The organism is Porifericola rhodea, from assembly GCF_030506305.1.
GTDB lineage: Bacteria > Bacteroidota > Bacteroidia > Cytophagales > Cyclobacteriaceae > Catalinimonas > Catalinimonas rhodea.
The window spans coordinates 673,412-694,253 of sequence record NZ_CP119421.1 but is presented as its reverse complement, the minus strand read 5'-3'; the positions used below and the strand labels follow the sequence as shown (position 1 = coordinate 694,253).

At 41.6% G+C, this 20,842-nt stretch carries 17 protein-coding genes; 10 read left to right on the top strand and 7 right to left on the bottom strand.

The window, feature by feature from the left end; all coding sequences use genetic code 11:
• Positions 1-36: 36 nt before the first annotated feature.
• The 3 genes from PZB74_RS03050 to PZB74_RS03040 all read right to left on the bottom strand — a co-directional run bounded on the left by PZB74_RS03050 (position 37) and on the right by PZB74_RS03040 (position 3,843).
• On the bottom strand, positions 37-1,575 hold the full coding sequence (locus PZB74_RS03050) for a GAF domain-containing protein (protein ID WP_302240671.1): 1,539 nt from the start codon (positions 1,573-1,575) through the stop codon (positions 37-39).
• Entirely contained in the window at positions 1,572-2,135 is a 564-nt protein-coding gene (locus PZB74_RS03045) for a biliverdin-producing heme oxygenase (RefSeq protein ID WP_302240669.1), read from the bottom strand. Before PZB74_RS03045 ends, PZB74_RS03050 begins: the two co-directional genes overlap by 4 nt.
• A gap of 340 nt (positions 2,136-2,475) precedes the next feature.
• Positions 2,476-3,843, bottom strand: coding sequence for a Gfo/Idh/MocA family protein (locus PZB74_RS03040; RefSeq protein WP_302240667.1), 1,368 nt, complete (start codon positions 3,841-3,843; stop codon positions 2,476-2,478).
• Between the two features lie 198 nt (positions 3,844-4,041).
• Between PZB74_RS03040 and PZB74_RS03035 the strand changes: the two genes are divergently transcribed.
• The 6 genes from PZB74_RS03035 to PZB74_RS03010 all read left to right on the top strand — a co-directional run bounded on the left by PZB74_RS03035 (position 4,042) and on the right by PZB74_RS03010 (position 11,603).
• Complete coding sequence (locus PZB74_RS03035) at positions 4,042-4,263, top strand: DUF3820 family protein (protein WP_302240666.1); 222 nt, start codon at positions 4,042-4,044, stop codon at positions 4,261-4,263.
• Between the two features lie 53 nt (positions 4,264-4,316).
• A complete protein-coding gene (recQ, locus tag PZB74_RS03030) occupies positions 4,317-6,428 on the top strand; it encodes a DNA helicase RecQ (protein ID WP_302240665.1) in 2,112 nt (703 codons plus the stop codon).
• Between the two features lie 179 nt (positions 6,429-6,607).
• Positions 6,608-7,066 (top strand): hypothetical protein, encoded by a 459-nt coding sequence (locus PZB74_RS03025; RefSeq protein WP_302240663.1) that lies wholly within the window; start codon positions 6,608-6,610, stop codon positions 7,064-7,066.
• 261 nt (positions 7,067-7,327) lie between these two features.
• Positions 7,328-9,778 (top strand): TonB-dependent receptor plug domain-containing protein, encoded by a 2,451-nt coding sequence (locus PZB74_RS03020; RefSeq protein ID WP_302240661.1) that lies wholly within the window; start codon positions 7,328-7,330, stop codon positions 9,776-9,778.
• A gap of 146 nt (positions 9,779-9,924) precedes the next feature.
• Positions 9,925-10,836: a DMT family transporter gene (locus PZB74_RS03015; RefSeq protein WP_302240660.1), complete on the top strand. Its 912-nt coding sequence runs from the start codon at positions 9,925-9,927 to the stop codon at positions 10,834-10,836.
• 65 nt (positions 10,837-10,901) lie between these two features.
• A complete protein-coding gene (locus PZB74_RS03010; RefSeq protein WP_302240658.1) occupies positions 10,902-11,603 on the top strand; it encodes a head GIN domain-containing protein in 702 nt (233 codons plus the stop codon).
• Between the two features lie 112 nt (positions 11,604-11,715).
• Here the strand turns inward: PZB74_RS03010 and PZB74_RS03005 are convergent, their stop codons facing one another.
• From PZB74_RS03005 to PZB74_RS02990, 4 genes are all read right to left on the bottom strand, one after another.
• Complete coding sequence (locus PZB74_RS03005) at positions 11,716-13,593, bottom strand: cytochrome-c peroxidase (RefSeq protein WP_302240657.1); 1,878 nt, start codon at positions 13,591-13,593, stop codon at positions 11,716-11,718.
• An 87-nt stretch (positions 13,594-13,680) separates the two neighbouring features.
• On the bottom strand, positions 13,681-15,162 hold the full coding sequence (locus PZB74_RS03000; protein ID WP_302240656.1) for a hypothetical protein: 1,482 nt from the start codon (positions 15,160-15,162) through the stop codon (positions 13,681-13,683).
• Between the two features lie 720 nt (positions 15,163-15,882).
• Entirely contained in the window at positions 15,883-16,548 is a 666-nt protein-coding gene (locus tag PZB74_RS02995; RefSeq protein WP_302240654.1) for a class I SAM-dependent methyltransferase, read from the bottom strand.
• Between the two features lie 99 nt (positions 16,549-16,647).
• Entirely contained in the window at positions 16,648-18,015 is a 1,368-nt protein-coding gene (locus tag PZB74_RS02990) for a TrpB-like pyridoxal phosphate-dependent enzyme (RefSeq protein ID WP_302240653.1), read from the bottom strand.
• Between the two features lie 204 nt (positions 18,016-18,219).
• Between PZB74_RS02990 and PZB74_RS02985 the strand changes: the two genes are divergently transcribed.
• The 4 genes from PZB74_RS02985 to PZB74_RS02970 all read left to right on the top strand — a co-directional run bounded on the left by PZB74_RS02985 (position 18,220) and on the right by PZB74_RS02970 (position 20,778).
• Positions 18,220-18,801: a DJ-1/PfpI family protein gene (locus PZB74_RS02985; protein WP_302240651.1), complete on the top strand. Its 582-nt coding sequence runs from the start codon at positions 18,220-18,222 to the stop codon at positions 18,799-18,801.
• Between the two features lie 200 nt (positions 18,802-19,001).
• Positions 19,002-19,943, top strand: coding sequence for a YihY/virulence factor BrkB family protein (locus PZB74_RS02980; protein WP_302240650.1), 942 nt, complete (start codon positions 19,002-19,004; stop codon positions 19,941-19,943).
• 107 nt (positions 19,944-20,050) lie between these two features.
• On the top strand, positions 20,051-20,212 hold the full coding sequence (locus tag PZB74_RS02975; RefSeq protein ID WP_302240648.1) for a hypothetical protein: 162 nt from the start codon (positions 20,051-20,053) through the stop codon (positions 20,210-20,212).
• Positions 20,213-20,325: 113 nt separating this feature from the next.
• Positions 20,326-20,778, top strand: coding sequence for a cytochrome B (locus PZB74_RS02970; protein WP_302240647.1), 453 nt, complete (start codon positions 20,326-20,328; stop codon positions 20,776-20,778).
• The last annotated feature ends 64 nt before the right edge of the window (positions 20,779-20,842 follow it).

Sequence of the window (20,842 nt, the reverse complement as noted above, 5' to 3'; positions counted from 1 at the left end):
TACAAAACACCTACCTTTCCCTGCTTTCAAAAAAGTCTATTCCTGTAAATCTATCAACATCTTCTCAAGCATGACAGTTCTCAGAGTTTTTGATACACCAATTAATTCTTCTTCCCAGGGCATAGAGGTAAACTCTACTTTTTCTTGCCATTGCTTAAACGAGTTTCTCGGATGATATTTTTGCTTATCATCTTCAAAATTGATAGCATCATTTGGGTTGCCTCCCCACTTCACGGTATGGACTATTTCCGGCCTGAACAAAAGGAGGAAGCCCAGAGGAGAGTGTGAGAATTGTATCGCCAGTAAGCCACTGCCAATGTTTTTATAGGCTTCGGCCACCTTTAAATGAGCAACTAAGGATCTGGTAGCAAATACTTTGTCTTTGTTGAATATCCTTAACCATTTAACTAATTCTTGTGTTTGCTTTTCTGAAGGAACTTCTCCTCTATGGTGGTAATCATTGCCCAAGACCATAGCTATTCCACCCGCTCCAAACAGATCTAATATAGTGTCAGAATTGGTAAAGATACTACTATTTAATTCTTTTCCCTTATGTACCAGGTCTATCAGGTCCAGCTCAAGCTCACGGCGTTTGCTCATGTGTAGCAGGCGTTCTTCTCTCTCGTGTGATGCCAGTTGAGAAGAAATGAGCCCGCTGAGTACCTCAAACGCATAGCGTGTTTCAAAAGGGACGTGCTTAGGCGTATTATGGTGGCAGGAGATTAAGCCCCAAAGTTTGCCGTCTACAATAATAGGTGTAGACATAGACGCATGTACCTTCATGTTGTTTAAATACTCTATATGTACCGGAGGAACACTCCTTAGTGTACAATCCGAGATATCAGTAAAGCCTTTAGTAATAGAGTTAACAATAGGGTACAGCTTTACCGGTGTAAAATTTACATCCGGTATAATACGGTAGGGAGTTTTAAAATATAGCTGACGTGCCTGCTTAGGAATATCAGAAGCAGGGAATTTTAGGTCCAGGTAAGACTCAAGAGAACCATCCTGTGCCTCAGCTATAACAGAGCCATTCCATTGTTCATCAAACTTGTATATCATCACTCTATCAAAGCCAGAGTAGCTTCTAATTTCTTCGGCAGCGAGCTTACCAAATTCTTTTAGCCCTTTAGACTGCTGAAGAATGGCAATAATATTTTTAATGTCTTGGTAGGCGCTGATAAACGTGATATCGCTGGTAACCTCTTTGAGGGGTTCCAGCTCTAGCAGAAAATACTGCTCATGAAAATGGATAACCACAGTAAAACGAAGGGTCTCCTCTGTACCCTTCAGGTGAAGTACATGAGGTACGTTATCATAGGTTTTTCTTCGTTGTATTTTTTGCTCAAACCCTTCTAAGTCCTCCTCTTTCAGGATGGAGTTAAATTTTTTGCCCACTATCTGCTCAGGGCTTATGCCAAGTAGCTGCTCAACATTTTCGCTTAGCTGAATGATCTCCATCTCCTTATTCACCACCATCATCATACCATGGGGCTGAATAAGGTTGATAAAGTTTAGAGGAATGCTACCACAGAATTCTGAGTCGTAATTTTTTGTAGTGGAGTAAGTATTCATACGTGAAGCCAGTTATAAAATTTTGAAAAAGTGTTCTGAGCGCCATAGATAGCTCTCTGATACTGTGGCTCCTCCTCAGAAAATTGTGTTAAAGCAGCTTGAAATCTTTTCCACTGCTTGCCGGTATCTTTACCATAACCATAAAAAAAAGCAGTACCTCGTTCTGGCGAAAGCCCCAGAGATTTATGGAGTTGCCTGGCAATCATCTGCCCTCCCAGGGTAGAGCCTTCCATCACATACAGCGTGCCCAGCGCCTGAGCAGTATTTTTAATTTCGGGTAAATCTTCGCAAATCTGAGTAGGAAGTGTTTGCTCCAACCTCTCAAGGTCTAACAAAAGTAATGATGATTTTCTTCGCTTCTCCAGATCAGCTAATTGTTCTTTTGAGATATGAGTAGCGATGCGCTCTTCCAAAGGAGAAAAAAATCCATAAAACTTTCTTAAAATGGTAGAATACTTAGTCAGAGTCAGATCGTCAGATGTAAGTTGATGAAGTAAGGGATGTGACTCTAACTGTTTGTGCTGCAGTGAAGTATGCTCCTTTAAGTCATTTAATATCATGAAAAAATTTATGTGTAAAAGATTGCAATTAAGCGTGTTATATAAGACAATACAAGCAAATACGTATATTTATTGAGTGTAGTATAAGTAGGTTTATAATGCCTTATTAGTTATTCTGTAGTGCCTATATTAAGTAGAGTAGTATTAATTTGCTTATAATGACACTTATAAAAAATGTCTTTAATTTATTTTTGAGCTCACCGAACAGTATCAACTCCGATAACAACTTATCAGTTCATATTTTTTATCATAAGTTTGACGCCTGTTAATTAAAAGCACAATTTTAAAATTGATAGTGACAAAAAAACGTAGCCAATTTAAATCAGCTACGCTTTGCATTTTACACATTTTTAGGGTCTGGATGTATCCAGGGCTCACGGTAGCTTCGCTGTAGTAAGCCATTTGCCTCTCTATCGTTTACAATTTGTCGTTTCTGATGATCGTAAACCAAAGGTCTTTGGGTCTGCATAGATAAATTAGCCAGAATACAGCTGGCAGTAGATATATGGCCTTCTTCTATATCGGCTACTGGCCGACCTCCATTTTTTATAGCTGATAAGAAATCAAGCATATGCAGGCGGGTAGCAGGTGCGGCATGTAGTTCTATGTCTTTTTCCTTCAGGTCTTCTGGGTACTTTTCTCTTTCGTAAATCACATCTTTTTGAATGGGAGTACCACCCCCCTGGGGTACAAATTCATACTTCATGACACTGGCCTTAAGAGTACCTTTTTCTCCGTAAATTTTAAAAGCCCAGGGGTATTCAGGATCGGCGGGTGTACCCCAGCTACGGTGTGTCCACACACAATTAAGGTCATCATACTCAAATACTGCGGATTGGGTATCTGCTATATTAGATTTACCCTCTTTCTGCACATATATGCCGCCCGTTGAGCTGATTTTTTTAGGCCAGCCCAGGTCAATCATCCAGCGGACGGTGTCCAGCATATGAATACACATATCGCCCATAATGCCATTACCGTACTCCATAAATGTACGCCACCAGCGCCGGTGTGGCAGTCCGTCATAGGGGCGTAATGGAGCAGGGCCAGTCCACATTTCATAGTCCAGAAAGTCGGGTACTGGCTGTACCGGAGGGTTCCCATTGGCGCGCATATGATAGTAGCAGCACATCTCTACATGAGATATCTTACCCAACATGCTTTTATCTACAATGTTCTTTTTTGCTTCTATAAGGTGTGGCGTACTTTTCCGCTGAGTTCCTACCTGTACCACCCTGTTGTATTTGCGAGCGGCAGCCAACATGGCTTCGCCTTCCATCACATCCACACTTATAGGTTTTTGTACGTACACATGTGTGCCTGCCTTCAATGCGTCAATAGTTTGTAAAGCATGCCAGTGGTCAGGAGAGCCGATTAGTACAATATCGAGCTCGCTCTCGGCCAGCATTTTACGATAATCGTTATACAGGCGCGGACTTTTGCCAGACTTTTGGCGCTGGCTTACCAGTTGTGCTGCTTCCGTCAGCATATTTTTGTCTACATCGCAAAGCGAGATTACCTCTACCGGGGCTACCTGCATCAGGCGAAAAAGGTCACTTTTACCATACCAGCCGGTGCCAATAAGGCCAACACGGTAAGGCTTCTCCTGAAAGATAACGTCCAGCCCTCCGGGGCCAAGAGTAGAAAGTGCAAGAGAGGCTGATGCTGATTTTAAAAAATGCCTGCGGTTGACATAAATGTTTTTCATGAGTTTAGGTTTAGTATAAGTGTATAAGTCCGTTTAGTCATCGTAAAATAGGCTATTCACGCCAATATTCATAAAAGGGAAGATGAAGTAAAATCCTGGCTCATATATCGTATCAGACTTAAGGAAAAACGGATCTAAAAATTTACTTTTGTGGTTCTTCTTTTTTCAAAAACATCATCAGCCCACGGCACACTTACTATGGAAGAGTTGCAACCCCAGATTTTAGAAAACCTTGTACGCATGAAAATGCCTTTTGGTAAGTACAAAGACCGTCTGCTTTGCGATTTGCCGGTAAGCTACCTGGAATGGTTTGCTAATAAGGGTTTTCCTCAGGGCAAGCTGGGTATGCTCTTGTCTACCATGCTGGTGATCAAAAGTAATGGGTTAGACTATCTGCTTCACCCACTCAAAAAAAAGTAAAACAGTATTTACCTGCCCTGCTTTTGAGCAAATTATAATCTTTAAGCATTTTCATGTCAGTAGATATACATCAGTTTCTTAAAAAGTATTTTGGTTACGATAGTTTTCGTCCGCAGCAGGAAGAGATTGTCAGGCATACGCTAGCAAAAAAAGACAGTCTGATTATTATGCCTACCGGCGGCGGAAAGTCGCTCTGCTATCAGTTGCCGGCACTGGCTTTAGAAGGCTTTACTCTGGTAATATCACCCTTGATAGCCCTTATGCAAGACCAGGTAGATGCTATGCTGGCTAACGGAATTGCTGCTGCCGCACTGAATAGTAGTAATACTGCTGAAGATAATCGCAGAATTAAAGAGCAGATAGAAGAAGGTATTCTGAAGTTGTTGTACATCTCGCCGGAGAGGGCCGTAAGTGCTTCTTTTATCTCTTATATTAAACGAAAGAAAGTAAGTTTCATCGCTATAGATGAGGCCCATTGTGTTTCTATCTGGGGAAATGATTTCAGACAGGAGTATACCCGCCTGCCAGAGCTGATGCAGCATTTTCCTCACGTACCCTATATGGCACTTACCGCCACTGCCGATAAAGCCACTCAGACAGACATTGCGGAGAAGCTGGCCTTACGCAAGCCTCATAAGTTTTTATCTAGCTTTGAACGTAAAAATCTGCATCTACAGGTACAGGGCTCTGTACAACGCCTTAACGTTATTAAAGATTATGTAATACAGCGGAAAGATGAATGCGGTATTATCTACTGCCTGAGCCGTAAGTCTACAGAAAAAGTATCTGCTGCGCTTTGCGAAGTTGGTATTAAAGCAGCCTATTATCACGCAGAACTTAAAGCTGATGAGCGTAATCGTATTCAGCAGGCTTTTCAGCAGGATGAAATTAAAGTAATCTGTGCTACCATTGCTTTTGGTATGGGTATAGACAAGCCTAACATACGCTATGTGCTGCACTTTAATTTGCCTAAAAATATTGAAAGCTATTATCAGGAGATAGGTAGGGCCGGTAGAGACGGTTTAGCTTCCGACACCATTCTTTACTTCAGCTTTCAGGATGCACAGATTTTACGGCAATTTATAGATGATAGCCAGGCTGATGAGTCTTTTAAAATAGTACAGCGCTCTAAACTCAACCGTATGCTGGAGTTTGGGCAGGCTACCAGCTGCCGTACCAATATGATTCTGAGCTACTTTGGCGAGCACCGCTCGCAGCCCTGCGGCCATTGCGACAATTGCCTGAATCCTCCAGAATATTTTGAAGGTACTGTAATCTCTCAGAAAGCATTATCGGCAGTTAAAAGACTGAACGACAATGTAGGTGTTAACATGCTGGTAGATGTACTGCGAGGCTCTGAACGTAAAGAAATCTTAAGCATGGGTTTTGACCAGATCAAGACATTTGGAGCAGGCAAAGATATCTCCAAAGAAGACTGGCTAAGCTACATTGGTCAAATGATTAACCAGGGACTTCTGGAAATTGATTTTACCAATTTTAACAAGCTTAAAGTAACACATATTGGAGATGAGGTACTTTTTAATGGTCATCAGGTAAAGCTTACCAGGCCAAGTCATGCTCCGCTCAGCGGAACCAAAATTAAAAGTAAGACCGCCACTTTTGAAGATGCACTTTTTAACCATTTGAGGGATGTGCGGAAAAACCTGGCCCGGCATGAGGATGTGCCTGCCTATGTCATATTTAATGACTCTACCTTACAGGAAATGGTTTCCGAAAGACCCATGTACCTAAGCGATATGGCGAGTATATCTGGAGTAGGACAGCATAAGCTAGACAAGTACGGAACTATTTTTCTGGATGCTATCAAAACTTATGTGATGAAGGAGAGTAGCCCTAAAAATATTAAGGGAAAAACTTATCAGGAGACTTTTACAATGCTTAAGCAGGGAGCTAGCCCTGAAGAAATTGCTAAAGAAAGAGGCATCAATGTTATCACCGTCTATAGCCATATCGCATATCTCTATGAGAAAGGAGAAGCTGTAGATATCTCCACCTATATCAGCGATACTGAGATTAATGAAATTATGCAGGCCTGGTATAAACTAGCTAAGCCAGAAGGTTTAAAAGAGCTATTTGTACATTTTAAAGAGCGGTATCCATATTACAAACTACGTTTGGCTCTTTCATTTATTAAGAAAGGATAACGCTAAGAGTATTTTGTTCATATTTAAAGTGTCTTTGAGATTGCATCAAAACTAATCTAGATAAAGTATAAAAATGTGTAGATGTTTTTGTACTTTTATAATATTATCAGATGCAATACGTTATGAGACACTTTGGTATTATATGTATATGCTCATGGTTTGTCTTTGCTTTCTCACCTGTGGATGAAGCAGAAGATCTAAACATAGGACACAAAATTGTAGGCAAATGGTATCTCCGCAGCCAGGAAATGTACATTAACGGAAAACAGATAGATGAACATTTTGAGGAGATGGCAGTACACCTTTCCAGCAGAACAGGCAGAAACTTCAACCCTTCGGCTTTAGCACATAAATTTAGACGTGGATTTAAAGGCATACCTTCCGGTACAGTTTTCAACTTTAAAGATGATTACTCTTACGAAATTCTACTTCCAGACCAGCAAATTCAAAAAGGAATGTGGAGAGTAAAAAACGCTCAAACAATAGTGCTCAATGCGCAGGATAAAGAGATGCATGTAGAAATTAGATCTCTGGAAAATGAAGAAGCTACCATCTCAATTAAAGAAGAAAAAAGTACCACTGAGGTAAGTGGTGGACATTACATGAGAATGGAGCTGGTGATGGATCTTTCAAGATAACTACCTCAAATTTAAATATACAATGCTAAGACCGAACACTAAGGGTGTTCGGTTTTTTTGTGTTTTATGCTTGCTAAGCCAATGTGCAGCATAATTCCTTCTGAAATACAGGTCTACTATACCATTCTGATTTATAGGGCGTTATACACCTGAATGCGGAACATTTTCTCTTGTCTAAGCTTTGTAATAGTATAGAAAGCTTAGCACAAACCGGATACATGTTGTCGCGGTATCTAAGCTATGACTCAAAACTGTAAACAGATGAAAAAATATAAAATAAGCCTACTTGCCTGTCTGGTCCTTTTCTTTGGACTATCGGCGTTTATATGGAAAGATGACCCCATACAGGGGCTGATTGATACTATAAAAAACAAGCTTGAGACCTATAGGGTCAACTACAATTCTGAAAAGCTATACCTTCACCTGGACAAGTCACAGTACGTGGCAGGCGAAACTGTATGGCTTAAGGCATATCTGGTAGAAGCTGCCACCAACCAGCCCCTTCCTCAAGATGCTCTTTTGTACGTTGATATACTGAATGAAGAAGGCGAAAGCATTAAGCAAATCAAGCTAGCTGCGCAGGATGGTAAAGCTGAGGCTAGCATTAGCTTGCCAGACACTTTGGAGTCAGGTGCTTACCAACTGATATCTTATACCGATTGGATGCGTAATTTTGATGATGCACAATTTTTTCGCAAAAATATTCGTGTGTGGCAGGCTAGAGCTGAACCTTCATTGGGTACTACAATTAGTGATAAGTATACGAGCCAGTTGGCTGACCTACAGTTTTTTCCTGAAGGAGGGGATTGGGTAGCTGGCATTCATACCCGGCTAGCATTTAAAGCTATTGATAAGCAAGGTAAGAGTGTAGATGCAAGAGGTGAAATAGTGGATGCTGAAGGTAACTCTATACTTAGTTTTGAAACGACACATGAGGGTATGGGAGCGGTAGAATTTATCCCTGAAGCGGGTAAAAACTATACTGCTGTAGTAAGTTTAGCTGACGGAAGCCAGGAGAAATACGTTCTTCCGCAAGTCAAAAATCAGGGTTATGGCTTGCGGGTTAAAGAATACGCTGATGCAGAGTTTATTCAGGTCAACATACATACTAAAGGAGAAGGGGCCTCTCCGCTACTTCTTGCAGTAGTTGGAAACGACAAACTCCTCCATACAGAAAAAGTGATGCTGGAAGGTGAAAGTCAAATTGTGAAACTTGCCAAAAATGATCTGCCAGCAGGTATTAACCGCATTACTTTATCTGATACACAAGGACAGCCACTGGCAGAAAGACTGGTGTTTTTACATCCGGAAAAGCAACTACAACTTAAGATTAGCACGCATGAACCTGACTATCTGCAAAGAGAGCAGGTAAAACTAAGTATTGAGACTTTTGATGCTGAAGGTAAGCCAGTAGCAGCTAATTTGTCAATGGCTGTTACTGATGAGGAACTGGTGCCTGAAGATCAGGAAAAAAGAAGCTTGAACGCTCATTTGTTGCTTAGCTCAGAGCTAAAAGGCCATATTGAGCAGCCGGATTACTATTTTAAAGATATAAATGCAGAGAAAAAAGAGGCACTTTCGCTGGTGATGATGACGCATGGCTGGCGTAGATTTAACTGGTATGAAGAGCTGCCTCAAATTACTCAAAACCGTAAAAATGCGCTTTCTGTAGATGGTAAGCTGGAAAAAGACAATGGCACCCCCGTAGAGAACGGTGAGGTAATTCTGTATGTTAAAGATCAGCCAGATATATTTTTAGTAGAAGAAACTGACAAAAACGGATATTTCTCTTTTGAAGGATTTGACTATTACGATAGCGTAGAGTTTGTGATCCAGGGTACCACTGCTAAAGGTAGACGAGATGTAAAAGTACTGATGGATGAAGCTGGCTTTGTACCTCAGTGGAGTGAAGAAGCTGAAAGTGTATATGCCGATGAACTAGTGGCAAGTACAGAAAAGTTTGTAAGCCGCAGCGCTAACCAGGCTTCGGTAGAGCAGTCAATGCAGGTAGGTCTGAAAGAAATGCTTCTTAAAGAAATTGTGGTGCAGGAAAGGCGACAAGAAATAGTAGAGCCCTTCAGGTTGCATACCCGGGCAGATGTGGTGATAGACGCAAGTACGCTTCCGGTTGCTTCTTCAGGAAATATACTGGAATCTTTACAAGGTAGAATTCCGGGAGTAAATATATTGAGATCAGGTATGTATGATTATCGGGCTTCTATCAGAGGAGGAGGTGCTCCACTTTACCTGATTGATGGTATGCCTGTAGATGCTTCGGCACTTTCAACCATTAACCAGTTTGATCTTGATAGAGTTGAAGTTCTAAAAGGCCCATCGGCAGCGATATACGGTGGCCGAGGAGGTAATGGTGTTATTGCTCTTTATACCAAAAGAGGCGGGCCACAATACGAAGAGGTAGAACCCTCAGACCATATCATATTACATTCTCAGAGGGGCTACCATAAAGCCAGAGAGTTTTATTCGCCTAAGTATACTGCGGATGGTAAGGCAGACCTGCCCGACTATCGTACTACATTGTACTGGAACCCTAACATCCAAACCAAGGAAGATGGAAAAGCGATGGTTAGCTTCTATACCGCAGACAGAAATACAAGCTACAGAGTGCTGGTCAATGGTCTGACAAACGAAGGCCTGGCAGGTAGTACAGCATACTCCTTTAAAGTGGAAAAGCCTGAGGAAGTTTCGCCCTAATGCTTGAGTATGTTAGTAAAAAGTAATCCCGGCTCTAGTAGTCGGGATTTTTTGTTTGTGAGTATTTCTTATCATTCTATTTATTTCAGAACAATTTGGTCGCTGGTGACATTGTGATTCGGACGAGCAAATTACAACTTAGAGGTATGAAAAACCCTTTCCTGCTACTAACATTTGCCTCCCTGTTCTGGGCAGGCAATGTCGTAATCAGCAAAGCTTTGGCTACGGATGTTCCGCCTATCAGCCTTGCTTTTATGCGTTGGTCTCTGGCCCTCTTTATCGTTATTATATTTTCCTGGAAAAAGGTAAAGCAGGACATCTGTATTATACGTAAGCAACTTTTGGTTTTGCTCTCTATATCTTTTTTAGGCATTACTGCTTTCAACACCATGATTTACATTGCTCTGCAAGACACTACTGCGCTTAATAGTCTGCTGTTGCAATCTTTTTTGCCGGTAGTAGTAGTACTTATGTCTTTTGCGTTTTTTAATGAGAAGCTTAAAAAACTACAGGTTGTAGGCATACTGGTGTCGTTGTTGGGCACTTTAACTTTAGTGGCTAAGGGTAGCATCAGCACATTGGCTCACACAGGTTTAAACCGGGGAGATTTGTGGGTGATAGGCGCGATAGTCTTTTATGCGGGTTATACCAATCTACTCAGATTTAGGCCTCAAGTGCATCCCTTAAGCTTTTTAGCTACCACTTTCTTTTTGGGAGTTGTTATGCTTTTGCCCTTTTTTCTTTGGGAGATGTCAAATACAGAGCCTATTGTCTGGAATAAAGATGTATTTATTACTGTAGGGTATCTGGGGATATTTCCGTCATTTGTAGCTTATTTATTTTTCAACTATGGTGTGAGTAAAGTTGGAGGTAACATAGCAGGACTCTTCTCTCACCTTATTCCTTTGTTTGGAAGCCTGATGGCCATATTTTTTCTGGGAGAAACTTTCTATGGCTACCATGCTGTAGGAATGCTTTTTACGTTTAGCGGTATCTATCTGGTAATCAAAGATAAAATTATGCTTAAGCCAAAGTCAAAGAGAAACAAACTGGTTTAAAACAGGCTAACCTTTATACATGCTATTTGCGTATCTTTAGTAATACACCACACCACAAATCAACTATGAGAACATTAACCCTAATCAGTTTACTACTGGCCGCTTGCTTTGGGCTACACGCCCAGAATATAGAGCAGCGGAAGGTAGAAAGGTTTGAGCACATTGTTTTTGAAGGTAGAGGAGAGATGATCCTCAGCGAAGGTAAAATGCCAGCTCTGGAACTGGAAGCTAGTGATGATGTTGATATGCGAAGGGTAAAAACGTATGTCCGTGGCAATACCCTTTACATCACCTATGACCGTGATAATGATGATGTATGGGATCTTTACCCAAAAATTACGGCCTATGTTTCTTATCAGGAGTTAAGTAGTATTAAAACAGAAGGAATTGTAGATGTAATTAGTGAAACTCCTATCACTCATGATACTTTTCGCTTTGTAGCCGAAGGTATGGGCAAAAACAAACTTCAGTTAGAGGTAGACCACCTTGAAGTAGAGATTGCTGGTACAGCAGATGTGGTGGCATCGGGGCAGGCTCAGCGCTGTCAGCTACTGCTGGACGGTACAGGCAAGCTGGATGCTTTAGAGCTAGAAGCCAAAAATGTTGATGCTGAGATTAATGGTACAGGCTCACTATTGGTATATGCTACCGAGCGTCTGTATGTAGAGGCAAATGGCTTTGGCGCTCAGGTAAGATATAAAGGCGATCCAAAAGACAAAGTAATAAACAAGTCAGGTTGGGTTTCTGTAAAGAGAGCAAATGAGTAGAAAGGTAAACTCCCTGCTGTAAAAGGCAGGGAGTATGATATGGCTAAATTTAAGGTTGAAAGTACTCACACTCTGTCAAGCTGTAGCTTAAATTTTTGGTCGTGCTTGAGGCTTAACGTTTGAGCGCGATGTTTTGCGGAACTACAATAGCTTTAGGTGGGGCAGTTAAACCTGTCGTATCGGTCAGTGCATGGAGGAAACTTACCAGATCTTGCTGCTCCTGCTGGCTCAGATTAAGTGGGTCTGGCGGTAAAGTCTGATGTTCCAGGGCTATACCAATACCAGCACCACCTCCACGATTATAAAAATCAATTACCTCCTCCAGAGTAGCATACACACCATTATGCATATAAGGAGCAGTAAGTGCGGCATTGCGTACTGTCGGAGTTTTAAAGGCAAATTTTAAAAGCTCACCACCATAAATCTCATACTTACCCAAATCAGGGTCTACTACCGCATTAGCCGTGTCACTCTCAGCAGGTACACCCAAAACTTCAGATTCGGTATCCAGATAGGCAGGAGGTACGGTGCCGTTAAATAGTGGCAGAAAGTGACAGGTAGCGCATTTAGCTTTGCCCATAAACAGGTTAAACCCATGAATCTGAGCTTTTGTCATTGCCGAGGTATCACCTCGCATGTATTGATCAAAGGGCGCGTTCAAGCCATTAAGAGAACGTACGTAGGCGGCGATGGCTCTTTGCAGGTTCTTAGCGGTAATACTATCTTCATCAAAAGCTTCAGCAAATAAATCGCGATATTCTTTATGCATAGCCAGTTTGCTGGCAGCCTCTTCTACCGAGCCATGCATCTCTTCAGGGTTTGCAACTACGTCTGCGATCTGGCCTTCCAGAAAGTTCATCCGCGAATCATAAAACTGTAGCCGCTGAAAAGTAGAGTTTATTATGGTGGGCGCATTTCTCTGAATTTCACTGTGCCCATCAAGGGTCATACTTTTCTTCATACCATCGCTAAAGGCTTTATCAGCCTGATGGCAGGAGGCGCAGGAGCGGCTGTTGTTCCCTGAAAGCATAGGCTCGTTAAAAAGAACTTTGCCCAGGGCTACCACTTCAGGTTTGTTATTTCTATTAAAGGGTGGAGCAAAAAAATCAGTATTGAAGGTGTTGGGGCTGAAAAATGATCCTTCTTCCAGATTAATGGCCGTTGCCCAGCTATTGTTGGGTACCTCTACTAACTTCTGAAATGCATACAACTCCTGCGAGATAGCATCTATATGCTCTTTAATAAAGGTAAGATGATTAAATTCGTCAAAATTATCGTTTTGTGTCAAGTAGCTTTTAGCATCTTCAAATTGCTTTTTCAGTTTATGTACGCTGGAGTCCTGGGCTTTGTACTGAAAGTAGATATCCAGAATGTCTTCCATCCCCTGCAGGGCTGCTTTAGCTTCTTCCAGCGAGTAAAAAGCTACTGGTGAATCAAAACCGCTAATGCCAAGGCTCATAATACGCAGGAGCTCCAGACGCAGAGCTTCAAAGATATTACTATCCGAGAGTAAAAGTCCTTCAAGGTCATTTTGGTACACCCTGAGAAAGCCGTGGAGGATACCCATTTGTGTAGCTGCTTCTTTCTGCAAAGCTTGATCATATTCGGGAAAAATAGTCTCTTCTACTACCTGAAAACCTGTAGCATGCCACACTTTTCTTTCGGCAGCATGGAGGTCATGCTTGTCAATGGCAGGGCCATTAAGCTTCTTGGCAAGTTCAGGATTATAGTACTCCAGCAGAGTCTCAGTATGTTTGTAAGCCAGGCGGGTTTGTTTGAAGGCTTCCTGTACTTCAGCTTCTTCGGCTCCATGCCTGAGCAGGCTGTCTAAATGGGCACTGTTTTTTAGTAATCGGCGCACCTTTTTAACGTGTAGCGCTTTGACGGCTTCGCTGCTACTGACATTGTCTTTTTGCCCTGTGTCTGCACAGCTTATAAAAATTAATAATAGGCCAAATAAGGGTAGGTAGTGTAGCAATTTTGAACTCATAGGACATAAGATTTAGGCATGATGTAAGAAGGAGCACGATACTACCGTACTCCTTCTATAGTAATTTTAGGATGAGAGGCTAAAAGCCTAGCGGTCCAGACCGCGGATTACTACGATTTGGCTTCCTTGATTTTCGTTAGGGCGAATGCTTCCGCCATCTACTCCTTTGAATTCATCACGGCGCCAGGTATGAGGCTGTATGCATAGCACAAAAGTAGGTTCAGTTTCGCCCAATACATCAGTAACATCTAGCATAGCGCCATACTCCCAGGCACCGTAAGCTGCATCTTCTGTGCTGAAGTACTCAGAAAGCTCAGCGTTGTCACGGAATAGGTTAGTTTCAAATACAGGCTTAAGCTTTTTGTTTTTCAGGTTGTACTGGTATAGATAGGCGTCATGTGTCTCTCTGCCTTCATCTTCTCCAGCTCTGGTGTAGCCGTTAGGGTCTTCCTGAATATAAATATAGTTTTCAGTCACCATGATATTATCAGGGTTCATGTAGTAGCGGAATGCATCACTATAAGGGTCATCTCCATCAAGAAGTACTTCTAAAGTTCCTTTAAGAGGGTTAGCAGGGTCCAGGCGAAGCTTATAAGTACGCCCCCACTTAGAGCGAGATCCATCATCAGAAAGCTGTCCGGTAACTTCAAAATATACATTATGCTTATTAGAAGGCGAACCTTTACCATAGTCCAGATCTTCTACGCGGCCAAATGCGATAGAGTTCAATGCTTCAGAGGCCAGGTTATTCTGCTCACCTGTGTTAGTCGCGGCATTTTCAATCTCTACAAATTCTACTTCATAAGACTGATTAATGCTCATGTTTTTCTCTATAGGGTCCTGATCTACACGGCGAAGTACATATACTTTTCCATTGTTAAGGTCACCCTGATTATCGCTCATGTACATAGCTACCTGGCCACCCTGAGGTCCGCTATCGTCGTCACCGATGATGATCATAGTCTTACCTTTAGTTACGTCAAGCGGTAAAGGAAGGGCATTTTCCGCATTCCAGCGACCAAGAGCAGGTAGAACCTGAGGGATGCTTGCCGCAGCTTCTTCAGCGTAAGGGCTTACTCCATGCGTCTGTGACTCAGGGCCACTCTCACCAGCAGTAAGGAAGATTGGGCCAAAGCCATGTTCTTCAGGTGTAGCCAAACTGGCAGAGCACATACGTGTGCCTGCACCGCTGGAGTTAAGAATATAAGAGCCCTTTACCGGCTCAAATTCTTCGTTTAAGTGGATTCTGGATACGGCATAGTTGTCTTCGTTGTTTACCAGAAGCACATATCCATCATCGGACTTAAGCAGGCCGGCACCGTCTACTGAGCCGCCCAGCGTATACTCTGGCGACATAGGTAAATTGTCGGTACTACTCATTAGAGTATAAACTTCCACATCTTTAAAGCCAGGCATTTTTTTAAGAAGGGAAGGCTCTACGGAATGGTTCTTAAATTCAATTCCTGAATCTTTATCATCGTGGCCATCCAGGATTTCCTCAATGATTTCGTGGCATGAGCTTAGCATTAAAAATGCAGGCGCAAGCAAGAAAGATAAACTTTTCTTCATCTTGTTTAAAAGGTTGGTAGGTTGGAAAAAAATACTAGTCAAAGCTACATCTTCGGCCGAATGAGGTGGTTAACTGAGTGTTATGCTTCTGTTAAAATGTGAGCTTAAATCAGTGATTGTGAGTGAGATAAACTAAGAAAATGAGTAGAGTGACGATAGCTAGTGTTAGTAGTTTTTGTACTATTACTAGCTAGGGTGTTTGTTCTGTGAAAAATAAGGAAACAGAGGTATAATATTTTTGTGTCAATAGATTAAACGAAATATTAATACTGTTCTTCAAAACTTAACATCTTATTTAAAGGGTAGAGGAGAAGTGCATAGTGAAGAATTAGCCGAAACATTAATCCATATCCGTTTCTTAAGGAGTAAAACTTAGCCCTACAGGTATTTAAGCGTAAAGCTGTCTGTACTCAAAATTTTCATGACCAAAATGACAGACAGCTTACTTTTTGCTAGGATTAATTTTTATGAGCGTCCGGGCCCACTACATTTTATGAAAGGACTGTCATATAGTGGAAGTTTCAGGCTTAAAAAGTAGCGTTATAATTTTTGAAGTGATTTTACCCCTTCTTAGCTAAGACTTTGCATATAGGGGCTGATAAGTATCTTGTATCGCCGGGAGGCATGGGCTTGGCGTTAAAAATATAAGCTAAGTTTTTAAGAAAGTACTGAGTTTTAAGGCTGAAGCCCTTATTTAATTTTTACAATAATGTTTAAGGCTTAAGCCAGCTCAAAAATAACAGACAAAGGTTTATGGGTATGAGGATGGCTGTATTCTTTGGTAGACAATAGCTGTAAATGGCAGTTTTGAAAGAGTTGATTCCATTCGTTAAAACTTCTTAAATACCAGGAGTAAGGTTGGGTAAAGTCACCCGGCAAACCCTGCCAAACATCTTTTTGCCAGGAACCTGAGCTATTTTTGCTTACTGCCTCAGGGTGTAAACTTTGTATTATAATTCTGCCTCCCTTAACTAAGAGTTGCTTTATGGCATTTAATAAATTATCGGTTCCATCCTTGTCAAAAATAGAAAAATTGAATACCGCAAGCTCAAAAGGAGCGCCAGATATTTGTTTACCACTTATTAGCTGCTGATACGATAAATGCTGAAAATTTCCACCTTTAGCTTTTGCCAGCTGTACAAGAGATGTGCTACCATCAATACCAGTAGCCTGCATGCCAAGCCTGTTCAATGATCTTACCAACCAACCTTCACCGCAACCTACGTCTATAACTTTTTGTATTCTCTGATTTCTGATAGCATGCAGTATGGCTTTATTCGTAATTAGTGTCCTACTTTCCAGCTTATCTTCTTCAATGAGGCTATTCCAGCGCCGGGCATTTTCTTCCCAGCTTTGTAGTATCTGTATTTCTGTAGGAGGTTTCATGCTTAATCATTTAGACGAAATTCATAAGGCTAAGAAGTATGGTATAAAAAAGGCTGCTCAGAAAAGTGAGGCAGCCTTTAACTTCTTTGTTTGGTATTGTTAATCTACAGTAGGGGTATCCAGTTGAGAAAGTGATGACTGTATTTCATCGTCGGTGAGCTCATGCTCTATCAGCCTACCAGAAAGATAGTTTTCGTAAGCTGCCATATCAAAATTGCCATGTCCACAAAGGTTGAAAAGGATTGTTTTAGATTTTCCTTCTACCTTCGCTTTTTCAGCCTCAGCTATTACTGTAGCTATAGCGTGGTTAGCTTCCGGCGCTGGTATAATTCCTTCTGCCTGGGCAAATTTCACTCCGGCTTCAAAACACTCTAGCTGGTGATGTGAGCGGGCTTCCATCAGCTTATCTTTAAGCAGCTGGCTTACAATTACTCCAGCACCATGGTAGCGTAAGCCTCCGGCATGGATAGGAGCAGGAACAAAATTGTGCCCTAAGGTATACATAGGTAGCAGTGGAGTCATACCTACACTATCGCCAAAATCATAGCGGAATACGCCCTTGGTAAGCTTAGGACAAGAAGCGGGCTCACTGGCGATGCACCTGATTTTTTTGCCCTCTTCCAGATTAAGACGCATAAATGGAAAAGCCAGCCCGGCAAAGTTAGAACCACCACCAAATGGGGCTACTACTATATCGGGCAGATCACCTGCTTTTTCCATCTGTTTAATAGCTTCTTCACCAATAATGGTCTGGTGAGTAAGAACGTGGTTAAGTACACTGCCCAGTGCGTATTTCGTGTGCTCATCATTTGCGGCAAGCTCTACTGCTTCAGAGATGGCAATACCCAGGCTGCCGGGAGAGTCAGGGTTTTTTGCTAGAATATCACGCCCTGCTTGTGTTTTATCGCTGGGAGAAGCCACTACATTAGCGCCCCAGGTGTTCATCATCAGTTTACGGTAGGGCTTCTGGTGGTAGCTGATTTTTACCATATAGACCTCGCACTCTATTCCAAAATGACGACAGGCAAAGCTTAAGGCACTTCCCCATTGTCCGGCGCCTGTTTCGGTAGTAATACGCTTTACTCCTTCCTGCTTGTTATAATAAGCCTGGGCGATTGCAGTATTGGGTTTATGAGAGCCAGAGGGGCTCACGCCCTCGTATTTGTAATAGATTTTGGCAGGAGTATCCAGCAGCTTTTCCAGTCCGCGGGCACGAAAGAGGGGAGTAGGCCGCCAGATACTATATAGGTTTCTAACTTCGTCAGGGATGTCAATCCACTTTTCTGTAGATACTTCTTGCTTAATGAGTTCAGAAGGGAAAAGAGGAGCCAGGGCTTCAGGGCCAATTGGCTCTCTGGTAGCTGGATTTAGCGGAGGTAGTGGTTTATTAGGCATATCCGCCACAATATTGTACCACTTATCAGGCATCTCCTTTTCGTCCAGCGTTACTTTCCTTTGTTCTAGCATAATTAATATTTAGGTTTATTTAATGTATATAGTATTGTACATAGCGTCTCTAAAGTAAGGAATTTTGTTAAGGTGGCTGAAAAATTAAAACCAAAAAACTTACCCCTTCTCAGGCTTAATAGTTTATTTACATCCGCATCTTGTGAGGGCTGAGCTATTTTTTTACCTTGAATTCTTATCCGTTTAACCTTAAACTTTATACAAATGGCCAAAAAAAAGATTCTCTTTTTCACAGGAGATTATGCTGAAGACTATGAAACCATGGTACCTTTTCAAATGCTGCACATGGTTGGGCATGAGGTGCACGCTGTATGCCCTGATAAGAAAAAAGGTGATACAATTATGACTGCTATTCATGATTTTGATGGGTATCAGACTTATTCAGAGCGCCAGGGGCACCATTTTACGCTTAATGCGACTTTTGATGATATTAATGTAAAAGACTATGATGCGTTAATGATTGCCGGAGGTAGAGCCCCTGAGTACCTTCGCCTGGATTCCAGAATTATTGAGGCGACTAAGTACTTTGCCGAAGCAAACAAACCTATAGCTGCTGTATGCCACGGTATACAGATACTTACCGCCGCGGATGTAGTAAGGGGTAAAAAGTTAACGGCTTATCCCGCAGTAGGGCCTGAAGTAACCCTTGCCGGAGGAGAATATGTAGATGTGCCAGCTACAGATGCTGTAGTTGATGGTAATCTGGTTACTTCGCCTGCATGGCCAGGCCATTCAGCTTTTATTGCAGAGTTTTTGAAGTTATTAGGTACAAAAATAGAGCTTTAAAGCTATTGCCGACTCTTATGTATAGGGTCGGCTTTTTATACCCACCCAGGCCATAAAGGATAGCTCACCAAAGGTATTGCTGCAAATTTCTTACGCATTTCACTATTCTACTGCTAATAGTTGTATTTTCGTTAGGATAAGCTGAGGAAAAGGGATCAGTCCAGTGGCGTTGACCTGAGTATTTTTGTTAAGTTACATCTATGAAATTTTTGCAAACGCGGTGGAAGCGGCTCAAGAAAACGTTAGCCTTCAAGATTATCGGTGATATAGTGAAGGGGTTTGAACATGACCACCCTATGCTATACAGCGCTTCTATTGCTTTCTATATGATATTTTCTATGCCAGCTCTGCTTATTTTTACAGTGCTGATTGCCGGTACTATTTTTGGCGAACAGGCAGCTCAAGGGCAGTTATTCTATTATATGGAGGACTTTGTAGGCACCCAGAGCGCTGAACAAATTCAGAATATCATTAAAAATGCTGCAATAGACGAGGCCGGATATATTGCCAGAATAATTGGTATCGCTACACTTACCTTTAGTGCAACTACTGTTTTTGTAAACGTACAACTGGCACTAAACGAGATTTGGGGCGTACGTGCCAAACCTCAAAAAGGCTGGCTTAAGCTCATTATTGACCGGCTTTTTTCTTTCGTAATTATCATTATTCTGGGGGTGTTGCTCATCACCTCTATACTGGTAGATACAATATTAGATAGCTATCAGGACTTGCTTACCCGTATTTTTTCAGATTATACAATTTACCTTCTCCAGCTAGTTAGTAAAGTGGTTTCTACTACTATCGTTACTGTTGTGTTTGCAATTATGTTCAAGTTACTACCCGATGCTAAAGTACGATGGAAAGATGTGTGGGTAGGTGCAATTTTTACTACAGTTTTGTTTGTTATTGGTAAAGAGCTGATCGGTATTTATCTAGGTAACAGTAGTTTTTCTTCTACATATGGTGCAGCGGGTTCACTGGTTATTATATTGGTGTGGATCTACTATTCCGCGGTAATTTTTCTTATAGGAGCAGAGTTTACTAAAGCCTACTCGCAGCGAGTAGGTAAAGAAATAAAGCCTAAAAAGAATGCTGTTAAGGTTGTAAAAAAAGAGATAGAGCGGGAGGTTAGAGAGGTCTGAATTAGTATGTACAGCCCTAGGCTGGAGGAGTGAAAATAATTTTTTTTTAAACGGCAACTTTGTACTGAGCTTTCTTGTATTAGCAAGTGTATACTACTATATAAATTATGTTAGCAGTCACAGCTTATTTAATGCTTGCCCTGTTTTTGGGTGGTTCTTTGTATATTCTTGGCTTAATGTTTTATCTGATGCTTAAGAAAGGCAGAGTTAAGACTAAACCTCTTAACCCGGATACTACCAAGAAAATGCGTATGCCAAAAGCTGCCTGAGATAGTATCAAAAGGATTTAGAGCGACATATCACTGTCGCTTTTTTTATGTTTACTGCTAAATGCTAGTAGTCTTTTGTTACATTTACCCCGTATTCAAAACTTAACTCATTTATGTATACTGGTCTTTTACACTTACACTCAAGCCTACGTTATGTAGTACTTATTCTCCTGATCATTGCGGTAGTTAAAGCCTGGATGAACTGGCAGGGAAATAAAGATTTTACAGCAGGCGACAAGAAAATATACTTGTTTACATTTATTGCTTCACATATTCAGCTACTGATTGGCCTGGTGCTGTATTTCGTTAGCCCGATTGTAGATCAGGTGTATACGGATTTTGGTGCAGCCATGAAAAATCAGGTGCTACGATTTTGGGGTGTTGAGCATTTTGTAGGCATGCTGCTAGCGATTATCCTCATTACTGTAGGCTACTCATCATCTAAAAAAGTAGCAGATGCCATAGCCAAACACAAGAAAATCGCTATCTTTTATACAATAGGCTTAATTATCATTTTAGTGTCTATTCCCTGGCCATTTAGTAGTGTGGCCAGACCCTGGTTTTAATGTAACAATCAAATGTTGATAAGAAGGCGACTATGGGTCGCCTTTTTTTATGATACTTCGGCTA

Coding starts and splice junctions, on each gene's coding strand:
- PZB74_RS03045 (WP_302240669.1), bottom strand. CDS start 2,135: ATGATATTAAATGACTTAAAGGAGCATACTTCACTGCAGCACAAACAG.
- PZB74_RS02995 (WP_302240654.1), bottom strand. CDS start 16,548: ATGAAACCTCCTACAGAAATACAGATACTACAAAGCTGGGAAGAAAAT.
- PZB74_RS02985 (WP_302240651.1), top strand. CDS start 18,220: ATGGCCAAAAAAAAGATTCTCTTTTTCACAGGAGATTATGCTGAAGAC.
- PZB74_RS02980 (WP_302240650.1), top strand. CDS start 19,002: ATGAAATTTTTGCAAACGCGGTGGAAGCGGCTCAAGAAAACGTTAGCC.
- recQ (WP_302240665.1), top strand. CDS start 4,317: ATGTCAGTAGATATACATCAGTTTCTTAAAAAGTATTTTGGTTACGAT.
- PZB74_RS02975 (WP_302240648.1), top strand. CDS start 20,051: ATGTTAGCAGTCACAGCTTATTTAATGCTTGCCCTGTTTTTGGGTGGT.
- PZB74_RS03010 (WP_302240658.1), top strand. CDS start 10,902: ATGAGAACATTAACCCTAATCAGTTTACTACTGGCCGCTTGCTTTGGG.
- PZB74_RS02970 (WP_302240647.1), top strand. CDS start 20,326: ATGTATACTGGTCTTTTACACTTACACTCAAGCCTACGTTATGTAGTA.
- PZB74_RS03050 (WP_302240671.1), bottom strand. CDS start 1,575: ATGAATACTTACTCCACTACAAAAAATTACGACTCAGAATTCTGTGGT.
- PZB74_RS03015 (WP_302240660.1), top strand. CDS start 9,925: ATGAAAAACCCTTTCCTGCTACTAACATTTGCCTCCCTGTTCTGGGCA.
- PZB74_RS03040 (WP_302240667.1), bottom strand. CDS start 3,843: ATGAAAAACATTTATGTCAACCGCAGGCATTTTTTAAAATCAGCATCA.
- PZB74_RS03035 (WP_302240666.1), top strand. CDS start 4,042: ATGGAAGAGTTGCAACCCCAGATTTTAGAAAACCTTGTACGCATGAAA.
- PZB74_RS03005 (WP_302240657.1), bottom strand. CDS start 13,593: ATGAGTTCAAAATTGCTACACTACCTACCCTTATTTGGCCTATTATTA.
- PZB74_RS02990 (WP_302240653.1), bottom strand. CDS start 18,015: ATGCTAGAACAAAGGAAAGTAACGCTGGACGAAAAGGAGATGCCTGAT.
- PZB74_RS03020 (WP_302240661.1), top strand. CDS start 7,328: ATGAAAAAATATAAAATAAGCCTACTTGCCTGTCTGGTCCTTTTCTTT.
- PZB74_RS03000 (WP_302240656.1), bottom strand. CDS start 15,162: ATGAAGAAAAGTTTATCTTTCTTGCTTGCGCCTGCATTTTTAATGCTA.